19 protein-coding genes and 1 other RNA gene are annotated in these 20813 nt (G+C 63.1%); 5 read left to right on the forward strand and 15 right to left on the reverse strand.

What is annotated here, in order from left to right; genetic code table 11:
• Window positions 1–119 precede the first annotated feature (119 nt).
• Window positions 120–905 carry an exodeoxyribonuclease III gene (gene xth / locus AC07PZ_RS10105; protein ID WP_495294923.1) on the forward strand — a complete coding sequence of 262 codons (786 nt, stop codon included), beginning with the start codon at window positions 120–122 and terminating at the stop codon, window positions 903–905.
• 82 nt (window positions 906–987) lie between these two features.
• Here the strand turns inward: xth and ntrC are convergent, their stop codons facing one another.
• The 11 genes from ntrC to ggt all read right to left on the reverse strand — a co-directional run bounded on the left by ntrC (window position 988) and on the right by ggt (window position 12953).
• Complete coding sequence (gene ntrC / locus AC07PZ_RS10110) at window positions 988–2550, reverse strand: nitrogen regulation protein NR(I) (RefSeq protein ID WP_495294924.1); 1563 nt, start codon at window positions 2548–2550, stop codon at window positions 988–990.
• A 22-nt stretch (window positions 2551–2572) separates the two neighbouring features.
• Complete coding sequence (glnL, locus tag AC07PZ_RS10115; RefSeq protein WP_495295163.1) at window positions 2573–3649, reverse strand: nitrogen regulation protein NR(II); 1077 nt, start codon at window positions 3647–3649, stop codon at window positions 2573–2575.
• A 2-nt stretch (window positions 3650–3651) separates the two neighbouring features.
• Window positions 3652–4155 carry a hypothetical protein gene (locus tag AC07PZ_RS10120; RefSeq protein WP_495294925.1) on the reverse strand — a complete coding sequence of 168 codons (504 nt, stop codon included), beginning with the start codon at window positions 4153–4155 and terminating at the stop codon, window positions 3652–3654.
• A gap of 142 nt (window positions 4156–4297) precedes the next feature.
• A complete protein-coding gene (glnA, locus tag AC07PZ_RS10125) occupies window positions 4298–5713 on the reverse strand; it encodes a type I glutamate--ammonia ligase (protein ID WP_495294926.1) in 1416 nt (471 codons plus the stop codon).
• 146 nt (window positions 5714–5859) lie between these two features.
• Window positions 5860–6660 (reverse strand): competence/damage-inducible protein A, encoded by an 801-nt coding sequence (locus AC07PZ_RS10130; RefSeq protein WP_495294927.1) that lies wholly within the window; start codon window positions 6658–6660, stop codon window positions 5860–5862.
• Window positions 6657–7538: an EI24 domain-containing protein gene (locus tag AC07PZ_RS10135; RefSeq protein ID WP_495294928.1), complete on the reverse strand. Its 882-nt coding sequence runs from the start codon at window positions 7536–7538 to the stop codon at window positions 6657–6659. Before AC07PZ_RS10135 ends, AC07PZ_RS10130 begins: the two co-directional genes overlap by 4 nt.
• 27 nt (window positions 7539–7565) lie before the next feature.
• Complete coding sequence (locus AC07PZ_RS10140; RefSeq protein ID WP_495294929.1) at window positions 7566–8537, reverse strand: sterol desaturase family protein; 972 nt, start codon at window positions 8535–8537, stop codon at window positions 7566–7568.
• 30 nt (window positions 8538–8567) lie between these two features.
• The gene (locus AC07PZ_RS10145; RefSeq protein WP_495294930.1) at window positions 8568–9398 is read right to left on the reverse strand and encodes a polysaccharide deacetylase family protein; all 831 of its coding nucleotides are present in this window, start codon (window positions 9396–9398) and stop codon (window positions 8568–8570) included.
• Window positions 9385–10389 (reverse strand): YncE family protein, encoded by a 1005-nt coding sequence (locus tag AC07PZ_RS10150; RefSeq protein ID WP_495294931.1) that lies wholly within the window; start codon window positions 10387–10389, stop codon window positions 9385–9387. Before AC07PZ_RS10150 ends, AC07PZ_RS10145 begins: the two co-directional genes overlap by 14 nt.
• A 64-nt stretch (window positions 10390–10453) precedes the next feature.
• Entirely contained in the window at window positions 10454–11185 is a 732-nt protein-coding gene (locus AC07PZ_RS10155) for a pseudouridine synthase (protein ID WP_495294932.1), read from the reverse strand.
• 52 nt (window positions 11186–11237) lie between these two features.
• A complete protein-coding gene (gene ggt / locus AC07PZ_RS10160; RefSeq protein WP_495295164.1) occupies window positions 11238–12953 on the reverse strand; it encodes a gamma-glutamyltransferase in 1716 nt (571 codons plus the stop codon).
• Between the two features lie 323 nt (window positions 12954–13276).
• On the opposite strand from ggt, the gene AC07PZ_RS10165 reads away from it, so the two are divergent.
• A complete protein-coding gene (locus AC07PZ_RS10165; protein WP_495294933.1) occupies window positions 13277–13498 on the forward strand; it encodes a hypothetical protein in 222 nt (73 codons plus the stop codon).
• 168 nt (window positions 13499–13666) lie between these two features.
• Here AC07PZ_RS10165 and ssrA read toward each other — a convergent pair.
• The 4 genes from ssrA to ompA form a co-directional block, all read right to left on the reverse strand.
• Window positions 13667–14053: a transfer-messenger RNA gene (gene ssrA / locus AC07PZ_RS10170) on the reverse strand.
• A 12-nt stretch (window positions 14054–14065) separates the two neighbouring features.
• On the reverse strand, window positions 14066–14740 hold the full coding sequence (locus AC07PZ_RS10175) for an HAD family hydrolase (protein WP_495294934.1): 675 nt from the start codon (window positions 14738–14740) through the stop codon (window positions 14066–14068).
• Entirely contained in the window at window positions 14737–15447 is a 711-nt protein-coding gene (gene ubiG / locus AC07PZ_RS10180) for a bifunctional 2-polyprenyl-6-hydroxyphenol methylase/3-demethylubiquinol 3-O-methyltransferase UbiG (protein ID WP_495295165.1), read from the reverse strand. The genes AC07PZ_RS10175 and ubiG overlap by 4 nt, the downstream gene beginning before the upstream one ends.
• Window positions 15448–15567: 120 nt before the next feature.
• Window positions 15568–16233, reverse strand: coding sequence for an outer membrane protein OmpA (gene ompA / locus AC07PZ_RS10185; RefSeq protein WP_495294935.1), 666 nt, complete (start codon window positions 16231–16233; stop codon window positions 15568–15570).
• Between the two features lie 224 nt (window positions 16234–16457).
• On the opposite strand from ompA, the gene gyrA reads away from it, so the two are divergent.
• Genes gyrA through serC form a run of 3 tightly spaced genes read left to right on the forward strand, consistent with a single transcriptional unit; the run spans window position 16458 to window position 20804 of the window.
• Window positions 16458–19103 carry a DNA gyrase subunit A gene (gene gyrA, locus AC07PZ_RS10190; protein WP_495294936.1) on the forward strand — a complete coding sequence of 882 codons (2646 nt, stop codon included), beginning with the start codon at window positions 16458–16460 and terminating at the stop codon, window positions 19101–19103.
• Entirely contained in the window at window positions 19096–19686 is a 591-nt protein-coding gene (locus AC07PZ_RS10195; RefSeq protein ID WP_495294937.1) for a DUF2059 domain-containing protein, read from the forward strand. The genes gyrA and AC07PZ_RS10195 overlap by 8 nt, the downstream gene beginning before the upstream one ends.
• The gene (serC, locus tag AC07PZ_RS10200; protein ID WP_495294938.1) at window positions 19683–20804 is read left to right on the forward strand and encodes a 3-phosphoserine/phosphohydroxythreonine transaminase; all 1122 of its coding nucleotides are present in this window, start codon (window positions 19683–19685) and stop codon (window positions 20802–20804) included. Before AC07PZ_RS10195 ends, serC begins: the two co-directional genes overlap by 4 nt.
• Window positions 20805–20813: the final 9 nt, after the last annotated feature.

Consider the following 20813-nt stretch of genomic DNA (forward strand, 5'->3'; position numbering starts at 1 on the left):
AACAACGCCTGCTGGCTGCACGACCGTGACCCCTGGAACCGAGGCAAGTCCATCCCCCACGAGCCACCGCGCCAGACAGGCACCCCGAAATTGCCATGAATCAAGAGGTTAGAAGTCCTATGCGTATCGCCACCTGGAACGTCAATTCCCTTACCGCACGCCTGCAGCATGTGCTCGACTGGCTGATCGCGAATCCGGTCGATCTGCTGTGCCTGCAGGAGCTGAAGATGACCGACGACAAGTTCCCGCTGGAAGTCCTCAAGTCGGCCGGCTACGAAGCCGCGGTGTTCGGCCAGAAGACCTACAACGGCGTCGCCATCCTGAGCCTCGCGCCGACACGCGACATCGTGCGAAACATCACCGGCTTCAGCGACGAACAATCCCGCGTGATTGCGGCAACCGTCGACACGCCGGCCGGACCGCTGCGCGTGGTGAACGGCTATTTCGTCAACGGCCAGGCACCCGGCAGCGACAAGTTCGCCTACAAGCTGCAATGGCTCGACGCGCTGCGCGAATGGCTGCGCGCCGAGATGGCCGCACATCCGAACCTGGTGTTGCTGGGCGACTTCAACATTACGCCCGAGGACCGCGACAGTTTCGATCCGGTGGGCCTGCGCGAGACCATCCATCACACGAGCGAGGAACGCGCGCATTTCCAGTCGCTGATCGGCCTGGGGCTGACGGATGCCTTCCGGCTGTTCGACCAGCCCGAGAAGAGCTTCTCCTGGTGGGACTACCGCATGCTGGGCTACCAGAAGAATCGCGGGCTGCGCATCGATCACATCCTGATCAGCGCGCCGTTGGTGCCCCAGGCGACGAGCTGCGTGATCGACCGCGTTCCGCGCAAATGGGAAAAGCCCAGCGACCACGCGCCGGTCGTGCTCGAGCTGACGTTGGGCGCCTGAGTCCGGCGATTCCGGTGGCATTGCGGCGTACCCGACGACCTCCCGCGTGCTGCGGGAAGAGCGCCGGGCCGCGCGGCTACGACTATTCCAGGCCCAGTTCCTGGATCTTGCGCGTGATGGTGTTGCGGCCGATACCCAGCTTCTGAGCGGCTTCGATGCGGCGGCCGCGCGTGTTGGCCAGCGCGGTGAGGATCAGTCGCGATTCGAAGCGACGCGACAGCGCATCCCAGACATCGGTGCGGCCGGCAGCGAGCAGCGTCTGGGCTTCGAGTTCCAGGCCGATCTCCCAGCCGCCGAGCGCACCCGCCTCGATGGGAGACGAGACGACAGCTGCCGGCGACGACACCGCGGCGGCCGAAGGCGCCAGCATCGCGTCATGCTCCACCGCCGTCGCAGGCATTGCGGCAACGGGCACTGCAGCCAGCACCGGAGCGGCCGCGGCAACAGGCGCGGCTGCGGGCACTTCGCCAGGCTGCACGGCCATCACTTCGGGCGGAAGGTCCTTCGCCTCGATGAGTTGCGCCGGCGCCATGACCGTCAGCCAATGGCAGATGTTCTCCAGCTGGCGCACGTTGCCAGGGAAGCCGAAGGTCGCGAGCCGTGCCAGCGCGGCATCCGAGATCCGCTTGGGCTCGACGCCCAGCTGCTTGGCACTCTGCTGGAGGAAGTGACGGGTGAGCGCAGGCACGTCCTCGCCACGCTCGCGCAGCGCCGGCAGGCGCAGGCGGATCACGTTGAGGCGGTGGAACAAGTCTTCGCGGAAACCGCCGAGCTTGACGCGTTGCTCCAGGTCCTGGTGGGTGGCCGCGATCACGCGAACGTTGGCCTTGACCGAGTTGTGGCCGCCGACGCGATAGAAATGGCCGTCGCTCAACACGCGCAGCAGGCGCGTCTGCAGATCGAAAGGCATGTCGCCGATTTCGTCGAGGAACAACGTGCCGCCTTCGGCCTGCTCGAAGCGGCCGCGGCGCATGGTCTGGGCGCCGGTGAAGGCACCGCGCTCATGGCCGAACAGTTCGCTCTCGAGCAGATCCTTCGGGATGGCGGCCGTGTTGATGGCCACGAAGGGACCGTTGGCGCGTGGCGAGTGCTTGTGCAGCGCGCGTGCCACCAGCTCCTTGCCGGAACCCGACTCGCCGGTGATCAGCACCGTCACGTTGCTCTGCGACAGGCGGCCGATCGCGCGGAACACGTCCTGCATCGCCGGCGCCTGGCCGAGCATCTCGGGCGCGGCGGCCATGCGCTCTTCGGCCACTTCTTCGCGCTGGCTTTCGTCCACCGCACGGCGGATGAGTTCGACGGCGCGTGGCAAATCGAAAGGCTTGGGCAGGTATTCGAAGGCGCCGCCCTGGAAGGCCGAGACGGCACTGTCCAGGTCGGAAAACGCCGTCATGATGATGACGGGCAAGCCGGGGTGCTTGGCCTTGACCTTGTCGAGCAGATCGAGACCCGAGCCACCCGGCATGCGGATGTCGCTCACCAGGACCTGCGGCCCCTGCATTTCATCGTCCGCCGCCACTTCGAGGGCAGCCAGTACTTCGCGTGTATTGGTGAAACTGCGCGTAGGGAGGTCCTCGCGCAGCAACGCCTTTTCCAGCACGAAGCGGATCGATTGGTCGTCATCTACTATCCAGATCGGCTTCATGCAGCTCCTTGTCGCCTTGCTGCTATGGCAGCGGTATCAATATTTTGAAATCGGTCCGGCCCGGTACGCTGTCGCACTCGATCACGCCATGGTGCTGTTGCACGAAGGTTTGCGCGAGCGTCAGCCCCAGTCCCGTTCCACCATCCCTGCCGGACACCAACGGGTAAAAAATGCGGTCCTTGATCGCATCCGGTACACCCGGTCCGTTGTCGATGACATGCAATTCCAGTGCCAGTCGATACCACTGCTTGTTGAAGATCACCTGACGGGCGATGCGGGTCTTGAAAGTGATGCATGCGTCGCCTGCCGCGCGGCGCTCCGCCAGGGCCTGCGCGGCGTTGTGGACGATGTTCAGCGTCGCCTGGATCAGTTGCTCGCGGTCACCGCGAAACTCCGGGATCGACACGTCGAAGTCGCGCTCGATGTGCAGGTCGCGCGGGAATTCGGCCAGGATGACCGAGCGGACGCGTTCGCAGACCTCGTGGATGTTGACGTCGCCGACCACGTGCGGCCGGCGGTGCGGCGCCAGCAGCCGGTCGACCAGCGTCTGCAGCCGATCGGCCTCGTGGATGATGACCTGCGTGTATTCGATGAGGTCGCGTGACTCGACCTCCATCTGCAACAGCTGCGCCGCGCCGCGGATGCCGCCGAGCGGATTCTTGATCTCGTGCGCCAGGTTGCGGATCAGCTCCTTGTTCGCCTGCGCCTGATCGAGCAGACGCTCTTCGCGGTCCTGCCGTACCTGCTGCTCGAGCGGCGACATCTCGATGACGAACTCGCCGGCCTTGTCGCCCTGCGCCAGCGTGACCTGCACGGGCATCAGCTCGTGGTTCACGCGACGCAGGAAGGCTTCGTAGCGCAGGGTGGCGAAATCGTTGCTGCGCGCGCCATCGACGGCCGTGCGCAACACGTGCGGCTCGTGGAAGCAGGCGCCGAACTGCGAGCCTTCGAGCGTGCGCCGCGAGGTGCCGAGCGCGTCCTCGAGCGCCGCGTTGGCGAACAACAGGGTGCCATCGCTCTTGATCACGCCGATCAGCGTGGAGAGCAAGTCGAAGGTCTGAAAACGTTTGGATGCCGCTGCGGGCTTGCCGAATGCCATGGTCAAGGGGTACCGGTAGAGGGTTGCAGCCGGCCGAGTTCGCGCCGGATGCCTGCGATGTCCATGTCGTTGCGTGCGATCTCTGCCTTCATGTCGGCCACGCGGTCGAGGTACTTCTGATAGTTGCGGCCCTCGGCGCCTTGTTTCTCGGGCTCGCCGTTGTTGTAGTCGCGCTGCAGATCGGCGCGACGCGATTCGGCCTTGCGAAGCTCGGCTTCGAGGATGGAACGGGCTTCGCCGTCGCGCGAACGCTGGTCGGCGCCTTCGACCCGGGGACTGCCCGCCGGCGCCGAAGCAACGGCCGAACCCGCAGCGCCCGCGCCGGCGGGCCGCGTGCCACGGACCACCGTGACGTTGCCGCCTTCCATCACCTTGCAGCCGCGCTCCTGGGCCAGGGCCGCGTTGTTCGTGTATTCATTGCCGCAGCGCCAGACGCGCTCCTGCGCGTGAAGCGGCAGGGCCGCCATGGCAACGATGCCGGCGAACGAGAGCAAAAGAGTCTTCATGGTCCTCGAAGTCTGGAGCACAGCGCAGAAGCACGCATTCTCGTGCAACCGAAAAACAGGCCGATGTCGGGCTCTCCGGCCTCCGTGCACCAACGAAAAAGGACGGCTTGCGCCGTCCTTGCGTGTGCTGAAAAGCCTTGGCTTACAGCGAGTAGTACATGTCGAATTCGACCGGGTGCGTCGCCATGCGGAAGCGCGTGACTTCCTGCATCTTGAGGTCGATGTAGGCATCGATGTACGCGTCGGTGAACACGCCGCCCTTGGTCAGGAATGCGCGGTCCTTGTCGAGGTACTCGAGGGCCTGGTCGAGGCTGTGGCAGACGGTCGGGATCAGCGCGTCTTCTTCCGGCGGCAGATGGTAGAGGTCCTTCGTTGCAGCTTCGCCCGGATCGATCTTGTTCTCGACGCCGTCGAGGCCGGCCATCAGCAGCGCGGCGAAACCGAGGTACGGGTTCATCAGCGGATCGGGGAAGCGCGCTTCGACGCGGCGGCCCTTGGGGTTGGCGACGAACGGAATGCGGATCGAGGCCGAGCGGTTCTTGGCCGAGTAGGCCAGCTTCACCGGGGCTTCGAAGCCGGGGACCAGGCGCTTGTAGCTGTTGGTGCCGGGGTTCGTGATGGCGTTCAGCGCACGAGCGTGCTTGATGATGCCGCCGATGTAGTGCAGCGCGAATTCCGACAGGCCTGCATAGCCGTCGCCGGCGAACAGGTTCTTGCCGTCCTTCCAGACCGACTGGTGCACGTGCATGCCGGAGCCGTTGTCGCCGACGATGGGCTTGGGCATGAAGGTGGCGGTCTTGCCGTACGCGTGGGCCACGTTGTGGATCACGTACTTCTGCAGCTGGACCCAGTCGGCGCGCTGGATCAGCGTGCTGAACTTGGTGCCGAGTTCCATCTGGCCGGCGTTCGCCACTTCGTGGTGATGCACTTCGACCGGGATGCCCAGCGATTCGAGGACCAGGCACATTTCAGAGCGCATGTCCTGGAAGCTGTCGACCGGCGGCACCGGGAAGTAGCCACCCTTGACGGCGGGACGGTGGCCGCTGTTGCCGTGTTCGTATTCCTTGTCGGTGTTCCAGGAAGCTTCTTCGGAATCGATCTTCACGAAGCAGCCGGACATGTCGTTCTTCCAGCGCACGCCGTCGAACACGAAGAATTCGGGTTCCGGTCCGAAGAAGGCCGTGTCGCCCAGGCCCGAGGCCTTCATGTAGGCTTCAGCGCGCTTGGCCAGCGAGCGGGGATCGCGCTCGTAGGGCTTGCCATCGGTCGGGTCGATCACGTCGCAGGTCAGGATCAGCGTCGTTTCTTCGAAGAACGGATCGATGTTGGCGGTGTTCGGGTCGGGCATCAGCTGCATGTCCGAGGCTTCGATCCCCTTCCAGCCGGCGATCGACGAGCCGTCGAACGCATGGCCCGAGGTGAACTTGTCTTCGTCGAAATGGGAGACCGGCACGGTGACGTGCTGTTCCTTGCCACGGGTGTCGGTGAAGCGGAAGTCGACGAACTTGACCTCGTTTTCCTTGACGAGCTTCAGTACATCGGCGACGGTCTTTGCCATCAGTTTCTCCTGGTTGGATGGGTTGTTAGGATTACGAAGGGGTGGAATGCAGTTTCTGTGCCATTGAAGGCAGAGGCGAATGTCGCACGGCAGCGCACACTATCACCAAAACAAAGCGTCAATTCTTCAATTTGGTGCTTGTATTTTTATCGCACCAATTCAGGGCCAAGACGAACATCGAAGGTGCGCAGACCCGCCAGCAAATCGACGTACGCGGCGTTCATCGCGTCACGGGCGCCCTTCACGCCGAGTTCGATGTGACGGCCGTGCTGGGGGTGGTCGACGCTGGGCAGGCTGAACACCTTCACGCCCGGATGCGCCTTCTCGATGGCTTCCATCAAAGGCGTCAGCGTGGCTTCCATGCCCCCATAGACGATCACGGATTTCTCCGCTGCGGCGCCGAGCGCGAACAAGGGCGCATAGCGCGCGTCGAGCACCGATTCGATCATCGGCCATGCCATCACGGGAAAGCCCGGAACGAAATGCACGTCGTCGATGCTGAACCCGGGAATCTTGTTGTACGGATTGCGGATGATTTCGGCACCAACCGGGAACACGCCCATGTTGAGCCGGTGCACGTTGTCGGGCCGATCGGGCTCGTAGACGGTGCCCTGCTCGCGCGCGGTGTCCTGCATGCGCTCACGGATCAGCAGCTCCGCCTCGGGATGGAGCGCAAGGGGCCGGGCGAGTGCGGCCGCTGCGCACTGGCGCGTGTGGTCGTCGGGCGTGGCGCCGATGCCGCCGGTGGAAAAGACGATGTCGCCCGAAGCAAAGGCCCGTGCCAGCGCAGCCGTGATGCGCGCCGGCACATCGCCGACGTACTCCGCCCAGTCCAGTTGAAGGCCGCGCGCTGCGAGCAGCTCGATGACCTTGGGCATGTGCTTGTCGACGCGCTTGCCGGACAGGATTTCGTCACCGACGACGATGAGGCCAAAGGCACGGGTCATGGATTTTCCCAGTGGGATGAAGCCGTGCGGTCCGGAATGGCCGCCTCGGCGAGGGTGGTTGAAACAGCCGGAACCAGGGCCGCGCGCTGGGCACGCAACTGCGCCAGCGCCTCCAGGCAATAGTGCGCGAACCAGAGTGCGGAGAAGGCGAAGACGAGCGTGTAGATCCAGATGGCAAGCGGCACGAGCACGAAGAACGCAGCGACGAACAGCAGCCCCGACGCCCAGATGACACTCGGCGCAGCGCCGAGATAGCCACACAGCACGCCAATGCACAACAGAGGCAATCGGTGCGCGCGCAGCACAGCCGAGCGCTCCTCGGCGTTGGCATGCTCGGCCAGCGCGTCGAAGCTCATCACCCGGTAAGTCAGCCAACCCCAGATCAGCGGCGGAAGGATCAACACCAGCGGCGGAATGAGCCACAGCGGCATCGACACGACCAGGGCCAGCAACGCCAGCACCGTGAGCCCGATCGACCGCGCGACGCTCCAGAACACCGAAACACCCTTGCCGCGCTGCAGGCCGGCAAAGCGCCGCTCGGCCACCAGCCGCGTGAGCGCCGGTGCCATCAGCCCTGCCACGATCAACAGAGAAACGACGACGATCACCGGCGTGGCCGCGAACACCACGACCAACGGCGCCAGCACCTCGGTCATGTGGGTCGAGAACAACCCGCCGATCCATCCCCAGAAGCTGGCCAGCAAGGGCCAGGCGTCGAGCGCAGCGCGTGTGCGGGCAACGCTCGGCGCCCAATAGAAGTAACCCAGTCCGGCCGCAAGCAGCGCCATCAGCAACAGCGGCGCCAACGACAGCATGATCACCCGCGGGCGCAGGCAGTACGCGGCGGCACGCCAGAAGGAGTCGAGAAGAAGACGCATCGGTACCGAGAATAACGCCCGGCGATGTCAGCGTCGGCCGGCCAGCCGCATCAGGCCCCGCCATTGCTGCGACCAGAAGCCGCGGCCATAGTCGCGAAGACGCCCTTGTGCATCGGGCTCGACCTGGTCGCGAATGCCGGTCGGGTCGTAGCGCGGCTCGAAATTCACCGTGCGAAACAGCATGTCCCACCACGGAAGCAGCACGCCGAAGTTATGGCCACCCAGTGTCGATGCGCCCTTCGACTCGTGGCCGAGGCCGATGCTGTGATGCAGCCGATGGAAACGCGGGCTGATCCACAGCCGTTCGCCGATGGCACCGAAGCCGACGCGCAGGTTGGCATGCTGCAGGCTCTCGCTGAGCTGCATCAGCGCGACCAGCGCGATGAACTGACCGGGCGCCACGCCAATCAGTTGCGCGACGATCACGATGATCGTGTCGTGGATGGCATCGTCCAGCAGATGATTTCGGTTGTCGCTCCACATCGTCATCTGACGCTGCGAGTGGTGCAGCGAGTGGAGCCCCCACCACCATCCGAAGTGATGCTGCCCGCGATGGATCAGGTATTCGACGAAGTCGAGCACCACGAGGTACACGGCGAACGCCACCCATGGCACGTCGGTGACGCCCGGCCACAGTTCGTCAAGGTGAAGCGAACCCCAGCCGTGGCTGCGCAGCAGGCCCAACGTGTCGTCGAACACCGGCTGCAGCAGGAAGAACATGCCGAGCCGGAACAGCCCGAGCCGATGGATCAGCGTGTAGAGAACATCGGTGCGGATGGCGCGCCTGTCGACCACCGGCTCGGCGGGCCGCCAGCGCTGGAGCGGCCCGATGACCGCGACGAGAATCGCGATCTGGATCAGCCCGACGAGCACCCAGCCCGTCGCGTCGAACGCCTCCTCGACCCAGCCGCCGAGGCCGACTGCGTACACCAGCGGCTGCACGACGGCCTCGAACAGCCATTGCTGCGCGCTCACGAAAATATCGGTCAGCCACTCCATGGCAGGCGGTGTCTATGCGTTCTTTGAAACTCAGGGATGCGATGCGATCCAGCCTTGATAGGCCGGATGCTGCCGCAGCGTCTCGAAGCAGAAGCCCTTGGCCTTCAAGCCCACGATCAGCGGTTCGAGCACCGCAGGCGCCCAGGGTTCCTTGCGTGACCAGATGCCGAGGTGTGCAAGCAGCACATCGCCCGACTTGATGTGATCGAGCGCCTGCTGCAACAGACGCGCATTGCTGAAAGTCTCGCTGGGCAACTCGTCGCCCAGAAATCCGGCCGGCGACCAGCCCGCATGCGCATAGCCGCAAGCGCGCGCGGCGGCGAGCAGATTCGGCGATGTCTTGCCGCCAGGCGCACGGAACAACGGCAACGGCTTCTTGCCCGTGATCTGCGCGAGCCGATCGCTCGACTGCCGGATCTCGGCGCAGTACTGCGATGCACTCCACGAGAAAGTGCGTCCGGCTTGCGGGCCAGCCGACGGCTGGATGCGGAAGCGGGGCTCGCCGCCTTTTGCAGTGGGCTCGTCGCCGCGCCAATAGACATGGTCGTAGGTGTGCGACGCGAATTCGTTGCCTTCGGCCGCGCGCGCCTTCCACCAGGGCGCCCAGTGATCGTCCAGGCTGTTGCCGTCGGTCTGCGTCCGTTCTGCGGCAGCGAAGAAAGTCACCCGCACGTTCTGGCGATGCAGCACATCCGCGATCAGCGGTGCAACGCCCATGTGGCCGGTGTCGATGGTCAGGTACACCGGCTTGGCGCAAGCGCCTTCGGCCTGCGCGCCTGCCGGCAACCATGCCAGCGCCAGCAGCGCCGTCAGGGCGACGCCCGCCCGGCCGCGACCCTTGGTGACCTCAGCGCGGGGCATGCTCGAGCGTCCATACGCCGTGCGGCGAGCGCCCGACGTTCACGGTGCGAACCACGGCCTTGGCACCCGCCAGGTCGACCACGCTGAGCCGCTTGGCCCAGCGCGAGGTGACGAAAAGCGTCTTGCCATCGGCGGACAGGTCCATGCAGTCCGGGCCACCCGGCACCGGATAGCTCTCGATGACCTTGAGCGTGCGCAAGTCGATGCGGCTGATGGTGTTGGCGACGCGATTGCTCACGAACACGGTCTGGCCGTCACCACCTGAGCGGAACGCATGCGCGCCCTTGCCCGTGAGAATCTTGCCGACCGCCACCGGTTTCTCGCCCGCCACGTCGAACACCTGCACACCGTCGCTGCCCGTCAGGCCGACCAGCAGCGTGCGATCGTTGTGGACACCGAAGATATCTGCCGGCATCGCACCCGTGGGCGTGCGCCAGCGGATCTTCTGCGTGGCCAGATCGATGGCGACCAGTTCGTCGCTGTCCTGCATCGTCACATAGGCCACAGTGCTCGCCGCATCGATCCAGATATGGCTGGGCGTCTTGCCCGTCATCACGCGGCTGGCCAGTTTGAGGTCCTTGCCGTCCCAGCGGTAGATGTCGACGTGGTTCAGGCGGTTGCCGGCGGTGACGAACCACTTCATGTCACGCGAGAACTGCAACTGGTATGGATCGATGATGCCGTAGACCACGCGCTGGACCGCAGCCGTCCGCGGGTCGAGGAAAGTCAGTGAATCGCCGGCCGAATTGGCCACGATGACCGACTTTTCGTCCGGCGTCATGTACAGGTGATGCGGCTCCTTGCCGGTCGGAATGCGTTGTTTCTCGGTCCAGCTGACCGGGTCGATCACGCTGACCGTCGCATCGAGCGAGTTGAGGACGAAGAGCGGAGGCCTTTGCTCGGCCACCGCAGGCAGGACGAAGGCCGCAAGGGCGAGCAGGATGGCCGCACAGCGGCCGATCGATGAAGAAGGAGCTTGAGTAGCTTGCAAAAGGAGAGTTCCGTGACGGCGAGCAATGGGGACTTTAACGCCCGACCCTGGCGGTCGGCTGACCTCAGCGCGCGGTTCGCAGCGCATCCACCTGTTCGGCGGTGAGCCAGCGCCATTGCCCCGGCGCAAGGTCGTCCGGCAGGCTCAACCCGCCGATGCGCGACCGATGCAATGCCTCGACACGATTGCCGACTGCCGCGACCATGCGCTTGACCTGATGGTACTTGCCCTCGGTCAGCGTCAGCCGCAACTGGAGCTCGCCGGTCGCCTCGCAAGCGGCTGCGCGTACGGGCTTGGGATCATCGTCGAGCACGACACCGGCCAGCAACCGGTCGACCTGCGATGCATCGACCGGATGCTTGGTCGTCACGTCGTAGACCTTCGGCACATGGTGCTTGGGCGAGCCCATGCGATGGATGAACTGGCCGTCATCGGTCAGCAACAACAGCCCCGTCGTGTCTTGATCGAGCCTGCCGATCGCCTGCACACCCTGCACCGCACCCTTGTTGGGCCGCAGCCGCAGCGGTGACGGCAACAGCGTGTAGATGCTGGGATAAGTCGAAGGCTTCTGCGAGCACTCCGTCCCGGCCGGCTTGTGGAGCAGCAGGTACGCTTTCTCGTGGTATTCCCACGCCGTGCCCTGCACCGTGAACCGCAACCCTTCGGCGACGGCCACCTCGGCCGCCGGGTCGCCGATCGCATTCCCTTCGACGGTGACCCAGCCCTGCTGAACCAGTCCCGCACAGACGCGTCGCGTGCCAAAGCCCTGGGTATAGAGAATTTCCTGAAGCTGCATAGAAAACGGGAAGTCTGCCAGTCCAGCTGGCATGTTGAGAATCGGACCTTGCCTAGTATCCCAGCGCCAGCCCGGTGTTGCGCCGTGGATCGTTGGCGCCGTAGTAGCGATTGCGCCCCACCGGCCGGCCTTCCAGCGACGGCGCGCCAATGATGATCGCAGCCAGGTGATTCGCCGGCTGCGCGTCCCCGAACTTGTGGCCCATGCCGAGCAACAGCTTGCGTGTGTCGGGGCTCACCGTGTAAGGCTCCAGATTGGTCACGCCCGGCTGCCACTGCTGGTGGAAGCGCGGCGCATCGACAGCCTCCTGCACATTCATTCCATAGTCGACGGCGTTCAGGATCGTCAACAGCACCGCCGTGATGATGCGGCTGCCGCCCGGTGTGCCCAGCACCATCACCGGCTTGCCATCCTTCGACAGGATGGTGGGACTCATGGAACTGAGCGGCCGCTTGCCAGGCGCAATCGCATTGGCTTCCCCCTGGATCAGTCCGTAGAGGTTCGGAACGCCGGGCTTGGATGTGAAATCATCCATCTCGTTGTTGAGCAAGACGCCTGTACCCGCCGCCATCACGCGCGCGCCGAACCAGTCGTTGAGGGTATACGTCACCGACGCCGCATTGCCCCATCGATCGACGATCGAATAGTGCGTCGTGTTGCTTCCCTCGTGCGGCCCGACGCCAGGCTTGAGCTCATCTGAGATCGCGGCCTTCTGCGGATCGATCGCCGCCCGAATCCGCGCGGCGTAAGCCTTGTCCAGCAGGCGGCTCACCGGATTGGTGACGAAGTCGGGGTCGCCGAGGTAGGTGTTGCGGTCGATGTAGGCATGCCGCATGGCTTCGATCTGGTAATGCGTGCCCTCAGCGGAGCGATAGCCCAGGTCGCGCAACGGATAGCCTTCCAGGATATTGAGGATCTCACAGACGATCACGCCACCGGAACTGGGCGGCGGAGCGGAAATCACCCGGTAACCACGGTAATCGCATTCGATCGGCGCCAACTCGCGCGTGGCATACAGGTCGAGATCGGCCTGCGTGAGGATCCCGCGACCCGCACGACTCGAGGCGACCATCGCAGCGCCGATCGAACCCTTGTAGAAGCCATCCGGCCCGCTCCGAGCGATCGCCCGCAGCGTGTTGGCCAGGTCCTTCTGCACCAGGCGTTCGCCCACATCGAAGGCCTTGCCCTTGTTCAGAAGGATCGCGCTGCTGGGGGCATCCTTTGCGAAATCGGACGTTGCAGTGGCCAGCATGTCGACATCGCCCTGTTCAAGCACGAAGCCTCCGTCCGCCAATGCGATGGCTGGCGCCATGAGCTGCTTTCGCGGCATCGTCCCATATCGGGTTCTTGCGAATTCGAGGCCCGAGACGGTGCCAGGTACACCGACCGCCAGATACCCCCGCGTACTGAGTCCCTTGACCACATTGCCATCTGCCCCGAGGTACATGTCCGGCGTCGCCGCCAAAGGAGCTTTCTCACGGAAATCGAGGAATGTCTTGCGCCCATCGGCCAGCTGAAGCGTCATGAAACCGCCACCGCCAAGGTTGCCTGCGGCTGGGTAGACGACGGCGAGCGCATAGCCGACGGCGACCGCGGCATCCACAGCGTTGCCACCCGCCTTTAACACGCTGACGCCGACACGTGTAGCAAGATGTTGAGCGGTGACAACCATTCCGTGCTGGGCAGCGACGGGTGCCTGTGACGCAGCGTGCAGCAGAGGGGTGAAGCCCAGCAGCGTGCTCAAAGCGACGCCGAAAAACCGACGCATCTCGAAAATCGGGGCCAACTTGAGCTTCAAACGTGAAAAAGTCGACATTTCTTCTTGCCTGGGATTGACCCATTTCCAGCGGAGCGCCTGCGTTGCGGGCGACCACTCGTCGAGTCAGAGTATTACCAAAGTAGTCATCTATTGCCGCCACGGGTAGCATGCCCTTCGTCGTAGACGTGATGCAACGATCTCAGGCTGACGTGCAATTTGTCACAAACTTCTACATAATCGAAGGCGCTGGTAGATTTGCTCAGCGAAACCACCTCAACCGGACGATGGTAAACATCATGCTTCTGTCGACTTGTACCTGTGGACTCAAACACATGGAACGTGCGCCCCGCGCTTTGTGGATGCGCATGATCCCCTTCCTGCGCCTCTACCGATGCAGCGTTTGCGGCAAGCAATCGCTGCTGCCGAAGCAAAAGGTGGAAAACGCACTTCGCCAAAGGCTGTCGGTGAGCTACATAGCGCCGTCGACACAGCCCTCCATGGAGTCGAAGAGCAAGGCAGGATCGCGCGCCAAGACAGAGCCCGTCGGCCTCTGATATCAAAGCGCCGCTACCGGGGAGGCGTTGCCTGACGACCCGGATCGCGTGCGATTTCCAGCGATCCACGTGCGAAATCGGTGCGACTCGCCTGCCAAAACAGGATCATCCGAACCCGAAAAGCAAAGAGCCCGCCGGTGGTCTCCCATTGGCAGGCTCTATCTTGATTGGTGGAGCTGGGGGGATTTGAACCCCCGTCCGCAAGCCATCTTCGCGCAGTTCTACATGTTTAGCGATCTGATTTGAATCTCACTTCCGGAATCGCGCAGTCGCACGCTACACCGGACGCCAGCACCCTATTTTCTCGTTTCGACTCAAGGTACCCGAATCGAAACCAGCCCATGTAATTATCTTTGCAGCCGGGAGGCTTCAGATTGCTCTGTCACCCCCTTGCCCAGCCCATCGGCCTGCTGTTGCAAAGCTCACCGGCAATTAAGCGGCGAGTGCGAAACGTTCGTCGTTTGCAGTTAGTTTGTTTGAATCTGTTTTACGAGCGCATTCAGCTCGACATGCCCCGCTGCGATTCCGAACCCACGTCGAAACCAGTGCAGCCCCAAGAGGTCCATTTTAGGCTGATTCCAGCCATTTCAAGAGATCAAGCGGTGAACTGATCGACGTGTCTGCCTGCCAGAGGGCTGCATCCGCCTGCGCCCCCATATAGCCATAGGTCGCGGCAACCGTCCACATGCCGGCCGCACGACCCGCGACGATGTCGCGCTCGTCATCGCCAACATAGATACAGTGTCGTGGCTCGACACCCATACGCCGAGCCGCCTCGAACAATGGCTCGGGATGCGGCTTGGCATGCGGCGTCGTGTCGCCGCTCACGATCGCACCTGCTGAAGCAAACAAGGGCATCGCGTTTGTAAGTGGCTCAGTGAATCTCGACGACTTGTTGGTCACTACACCCCACGGCAGTCCACGTGCAACGAGTGCTTCCAGCAATAGCCCCACGCCATCGAAGACACGGGTGTCGAGGAGCATCCGCGATTCGTAATTCACAAAAAACTCTTCACGCATGGAAGGGAACTCGGGCGAATCGGGCGTCAGCCCAAAAGCGATGCCGAGCATGCCCCGCGCCCCAGCACCCGCCATATGACGGTAAGAGCTGATAGGCAGGGACTCCAGGCCCCGATCGGTGCGCATCTTGTCGGCAGCAGCACCAAGGTCAGGCGCGCTGTCTATCAGTGTGCCGTCGAGATCGAACAAAACTGCCGCAACAGCCTTTCCACGTACCGTCACGCTGGCTTCCTGAATGCAAACATGTAGTTGACGCTGGTGTCATCGCTGAGCCAATACCGACGCGTCAACGGGTTGTGCTCCATGCCACGTGTATGCCGGAGGTCGAGTGATGCATCGCGCCCATAGGCAGCAAGCTCGCTCGGCCTGATCATTTTTTGGTACTCATGTGTACCGCGAGGCAGCAGTCCCAACACATACTCCGCACCGACGATTGCAAAAAGAAATGCCTTCGGATTTCGGTTGATCGTCGAGAAAAACACCCATCCACCCGGCTTCACAAGTTCTGCACAAGCCTTCACCACGGAACCGGGAGCGGGCACGTGTTCGAGCATCTCCATGCACGTCACGACATCGAAGCTTTCAGGCTGCTCTGCCGCCAGCGCTTCAACGCTCACTTCGCGATACTTGACTCCACGCGTACCAGCCTCGAGCGCATGCAACTGCGCGACCTTGAGAGCTTTGCTGGCGAGATCGATCCCGAGCACATCGGCGCCCTTGCGAGCCATGGAGTCGGCCAGGATGCCGCCGCCACACCCGACATCCAGCACGCGGCAAGACGCGATCGGCGCAATGCCATTGAGCCAGTCCAATCGCAGCGGATTGATTTCATGCAACGGCCGGAATTCGCTTTCCAAATCCCACCACCGGTGAGCAAGTTCGGAGAATTTGGCGAGTTCGGCCGGATCAGCATTCACGGTATCAGTCATTTTTCGATTGTCGCTGCATGCGCCCATGTCAGCCATCGATTGTGGGATACGGATCAATGGCAATAAAGCGCCAATAAAAAAAGCCCCGCTAAGCGGGGCTTTTTTGCAGACTCTTTCGAATCAACGGTTGGCGCGGGTACCGACCACTTCGATTTCCACGCGACGGTTCTTGGCACGGCCTTCGGCGGTCTTGTTGTCAGCCACTGGCTGCTTCTCGCCCTTGCCTTCGGTGTAGACGCGATTGCGTTCGATGCCCTTGGTCACCAGGTAAGCCTTGACAGCTTCAGCACGGCGAACCGACAGACGCTGGTTGTAGGCATCGGAGCCGATCGAGTCGGTGTGACCGACAGCGATGATGACTTCGAGGTTGACGTCACGGATCTTCGAAACCAGATCGTCAAGCTTGGCGCGGCCTTCAGGCTTCAGCACAGACTTGTCGAAGTCGAAGAACGCATCAGCAGCGAAGGTCACCTTCGAAGCTGCGGGCGGTGCGGGCGGTGCGACAGGAGCCGGAGCCGGGGTCGGAGCGATCACAGCAGGCGCGGGAGCGGCAGCAGCGCGAACCAGAGCGCCGTCGCAACCAGCAGCAGCGGTAGCAGGCGTCCAGTTGGCATCGCGCCAGCACAGTTCGTTCGTGCCGTTCTTCCAGACCAGCTCACCCGTTGCGTTTTGCCAGTTGTCGATGACGGGGCCGCCATTCGCTGCGGTGACACGGGTCTGCGCGCCGGCGGCAGTGGCGAGCGCAGCGACTGCAAACATCATCGCCACTTTATTCAGTTTCTTCATGGTTCTCCTCTTGGGGAAAAAGCCGCAGCCGCGCTGCGAATCAAGGACGCTTTAAGTGACCACCACCCAAAACGTTGAGACGATTGTGCCATAGGGTCTTTCGCAAACAGGGCGCCAAGAAGGCCGCAAACGTAGGACGGAAGCGGAATACGGGCCTTGTGTTGCTCAAGTGCGACACCGTCAACGGCGTAAAATTTCGCCTCCTTGCTGTCTGTCTGCCGCTCATGACCTCTTTCGCCAAAGAAACCCTGCCCATCAGTCTCGAAGAGGAAATGCGCCGAAGCTATCTCGATTACGCCATGAGCGTGATCGTCGGTCGCGCGCTGCCCGACGCACGCGATGGACTGAAGCCGGTCCACCGGCGTGTGCTTTATGCGATGCATGAGCTCAACAACGACTGGAACCGGCCATACAAGAAGTCCGCCCGTATCGTCGGGGACGTGATCGGCAAGTACCACCCACACGGCGACCAGTCGGTCTACGACACCATCGTGCGGATGGCGCAGAACTTCTCGATGCGACACATGCTGGTTGACGGCCAGGGCAATTTCGGCTCAGTCGACGGCGACATGGCCGCGGCGATGCGTTACACGGAAATTCGACTTGCGAAGATCGCCCACGAAATGCTGGCCGATATCGACAAGGAAACGATCGACTTCCAGGACAACTACGACGGGTCCGAAAGAGAACCGGCCGTCTTGCCGAGCAAGCTGCCAAACCTGCTCGTCAATGGTGCAGGAGGAATCGCGGTCGGCATGGCGACCAACATCCCTCCCCATAACCTGAACGAAGTGGTGGACGCATGCCTGCACATGCTGCGCCATCCGGAAGCAACGATCGACGATCTGATGGAGATCGTACCGGCCCCCGACTTCCCGACGGCCGGGATCATCTACGGGATCAATGGCATCAAGGACGGCTACCGCACCGGTCGGGGCAAGGTCGTGATGCGCGCCAAGTGCCACTTCGAGGACATCGACCGTGGGCAGCGCCAGGCGATCATCGTTGATGAGCTGCCCTACCAGGTCAACAAGAAGACCCTGCAGGAGCGCATGGCCGAGCTCGTGCATGAGAAGAAGATCGAAGGCATCAGCCACATCCAGGACGAGTCCGACAAATCGGGCATGCGGCTCGTGATCGAACTCAAGCGCGGTGAAGTGCCCGAGGTCGTGCTGAACAACCTGTACAAGCAGACCCAGCTGCAGGACACCTTCGGCATCAACATGGTCGCGTTGATCGATGGTCAACCGAAGCTGTGCAGCCTGAAGGATCTGATCGAAGTCTTCCTCACGCACCGCCGCGAAGTGGTCACGCGTCGCACGGTGTTCACGCTGCGCAAGGCGCGCGAGCGCGGTCATGTGCTCGAAGGCCTCGCGGTGGCACTGGCGAACATCGACGAGTTCATCTCGATCATCCGCAATGCACCCACGCCGCCAGTGGCCAAGGCCGAGCTGATGACGCGCAGCTGGGACAGCAAACTGGTGCGCGAAATGCTCACCCGCACGCGCGCCGATGGCGGCACGATCAACGCTGACGACTATCGCCCGGACGGCCTCGAGGCAGAGTTCGGGATGGGCGCCGACGGCCTGTACCGCCTGTCGGAAACGCAGGCCCAGGAAATCCTGCAGATGCGCCTCCAGCGCCTGACGGGCCTGGAGCAGGACAAGATCGTCGCCGAATACAAGGAAGTGATGGCCGAGATCGACGATCTGCTGGACATCCTCGCCAAGCCGGAACGCGTGTCGATCATCATCGGCGACGAGCTGACCACCATCAAGACCGAATTCGGCCAGACCAAACTGGGCGCGCGTCGCAGTCAGATCGAGCACAGCGCCTTCGACCTGTCGACCGAGGACCTGATCACGCCGACCGACATGGTCGTGACACTTTCGCACAGCGGCTACATCAAGAGCCAGCCGCTGTCGGAGTACCGGGCCCAGAAGCGCGGTGGCCGCGGCAAGCAGGCGACCGCGACGAAGGAAGACGATTGGATCGACCAGCTCTTCATCGCCAACACGCACGACTACATCCTGTGCTTTTCCAACCGCGGCCGGCTCTACTGGCTCAAGGTGTGGGAGGTTCCAGCGGGCTCGCGCGGTTCACGCGGCCGCCCGATCGTCAACATGTTCCCACTGCAGGAAGGCGAGAAGATCAACGTGGTGCTTCCGCTGACAGGCGAGAAGCGCAGCTTCCCGGCCGATCAGTACGTCTTCATGGCGACTTCGATGGGCACGGTCAAGAAGACCGCGCTCGACGAATTCAGCAACCCTCGCAAGGCCGGCATCATTGCCGTCGACCTGGATGCGGGTGACTATCTGGTCGGCGCAGCACTGACCGACGGCAAGCACGACGTGATGCTGTTCAGCGACAACGGCAAGGCCGTCCGCTTCGACGAGAACGACGTGCGCCCGATGGGTCGCAATGCACGCGGCGTGCGCGGCATGATGCTGGAAGATGGTCAGGGCGTCATCGCCATGCTCGTCGCCGAAGACGAGGCGCAAAGCGTGCTCACCGCGACCGAGAACGGTTACGGAAAACGCACAAGCATTACCGAGTACACGCGTCATGGCCGCGGAACCAAAGGCATGATTGCGATTCAACAGAGTGAGCGCAACGGCAAGGTCGTGGCTGCCACGCTGGTGCATGCCGACGACGAGATCATGCTGATCACAGACAAGGGCGTACTGGTGCGGACGCGCGTTTCCGAAATCCGTGAACTGGGTCGCGCCACGCAAGGCGTGACCCTGATCGGCCTCGACGAAGGCGCCAAGCTCAGCGGGCTCCAACGCATCGTCGAGAACGACGCCAACGTCGACATCGAGCCCGACAACGACACATCCACATCTTCAACGGAGAATCCCAGTGAATAAGAAAATCAAGCTCGCGTTCGTGACTGCGGCGATGGCCGCCAGTTCGTTTGCGATGGCACAGGACAAGGCCGCTTTGGTCAAGCAGTTCCTCGACATGCAGCGCCCCGGTATCGAAGCACTTGCACGCGGCCTGGTCGAACAATCCAGCGCCCCGATCGCCCAGGCCGGCTCGCAATACCTGCAGACGCAGGTGCCGGCAGAAAAGCGTGAAAGCGCGGCCAAGGCTGCCGACGCCGAGCTGAAGAAGTATTTCGACGAAACCTATCCCGTCGTGCGCGACAAGGCAGTGCAACTCGCACCGACCACCATCGGCCCGCTGATGGATCAGACCTTCAGCGAAGACGAATTGCGCCAGTTGCTGGCCTGGATCAGCTCCCCGCTGAGCAAGAAGTACCAGGATCTGAATCCCAAGATGCAGACCGCATTGACGGAGAAGCTCGTGGCCGAAACGCGTGCATCCGTCGAGCCGAAGATGCGTGCCCTGGACGCCAGCGTGGCTCAGGCGCTGGGCGCCCCGGCTGCGCCGCCTGACCAGCCCGCCCCCAAGGCTGCCGCGCCTGCCAAGGCGCCCGCCAAGAAGTGACGACGCGCGCGGGACAACGCCCGTACAACTTCTCCGCCGGTCCCGCCGCCATGCCCGAAGCCGTGCTGCAACGCGCGGCCAGCGAAATGCTCGACTGGCATGGCAGCGGCATGGGCGTGATGGAGATGAGCCACCGTGGCAAGGAGTTCGGCCAGATCGCCACGCAGGCGGAAGCCGACCTGCGCACGTTGTTGGCCGTGCCGGACAACTTCCATATCCTGTTCATGCAAGGCGGCGGGCTCGGCGAAAACGCGATCGTTCCGTTGAACCTGTCACGTGGCACGGTCGCGGACTTCGTCATCACCGGCAGCTGGAGCATCAAGTCGCAGAAGGAAGCGCAGCGCTATTGCGAGACGCGCATCGTTGCGAGCAACGTCGCGGACAAGCACACGTCACTGCCCGAAGCGGCAAGCTGGAAGTTGTCCGCCGATGCGTCCTATGTGCACGTGTGCAGCAACGAGACGATCAACGGCATCGAATTCCAGGAATTGCCCGATCTGGCTGCGCTTGGCAGCACGGCGCCACTGGTGATCGATTTCTCGTCGCATGTGGCCTCGCGCCCGGTCGACTGGACACGCGTCGGTCTCGCGTTCGGTGGTGCCCAGAAGAACCTCGGCCCGGCCGGACTCACGATCGTGGTCGTGCGTGACGACCTGCTCGGCCGCGCCCTCGACATCTGCCCGAGCGCCTTCAACTATAAGACCGTTGCCGACAACCAGTCGATGTACAACACGCCGCCGACCTGGGGTATCTACATGGCGGGGTTGACCTTCCAGTGGTTGCTACAGCAGACCGAAGGCGAAGCGACCGGCATCGCGGCGATGGAGCAACGCAACATCGCCAAGGCCCGGCTGCTGTACGACTTCATCGACACGTCCGCGCTGTACGAGAACCGCATTGCGGCCGACTGCCGGTCGCGGATGAACGTGCCGTTCTTCCTTCGCGACGAGAGCCGCAACGAAGCCTTTCTTGCCGGCGCACGCGAAGCCGGGCTGCTGCAGCTCAAGGGACACAAGTCCGTGGGCGGCATGCGCGCCAGCATCTACAACGCGATGCCCCTCGAAGGCGTCCAGGCGCTGGTGACCTACATGCGAGAATTCGAGCGATCGCATGCCTAGTAGCGCGAC

The organism is Variovorax sp. GW821-FHT10B04 (assembly GCF_059415645.1).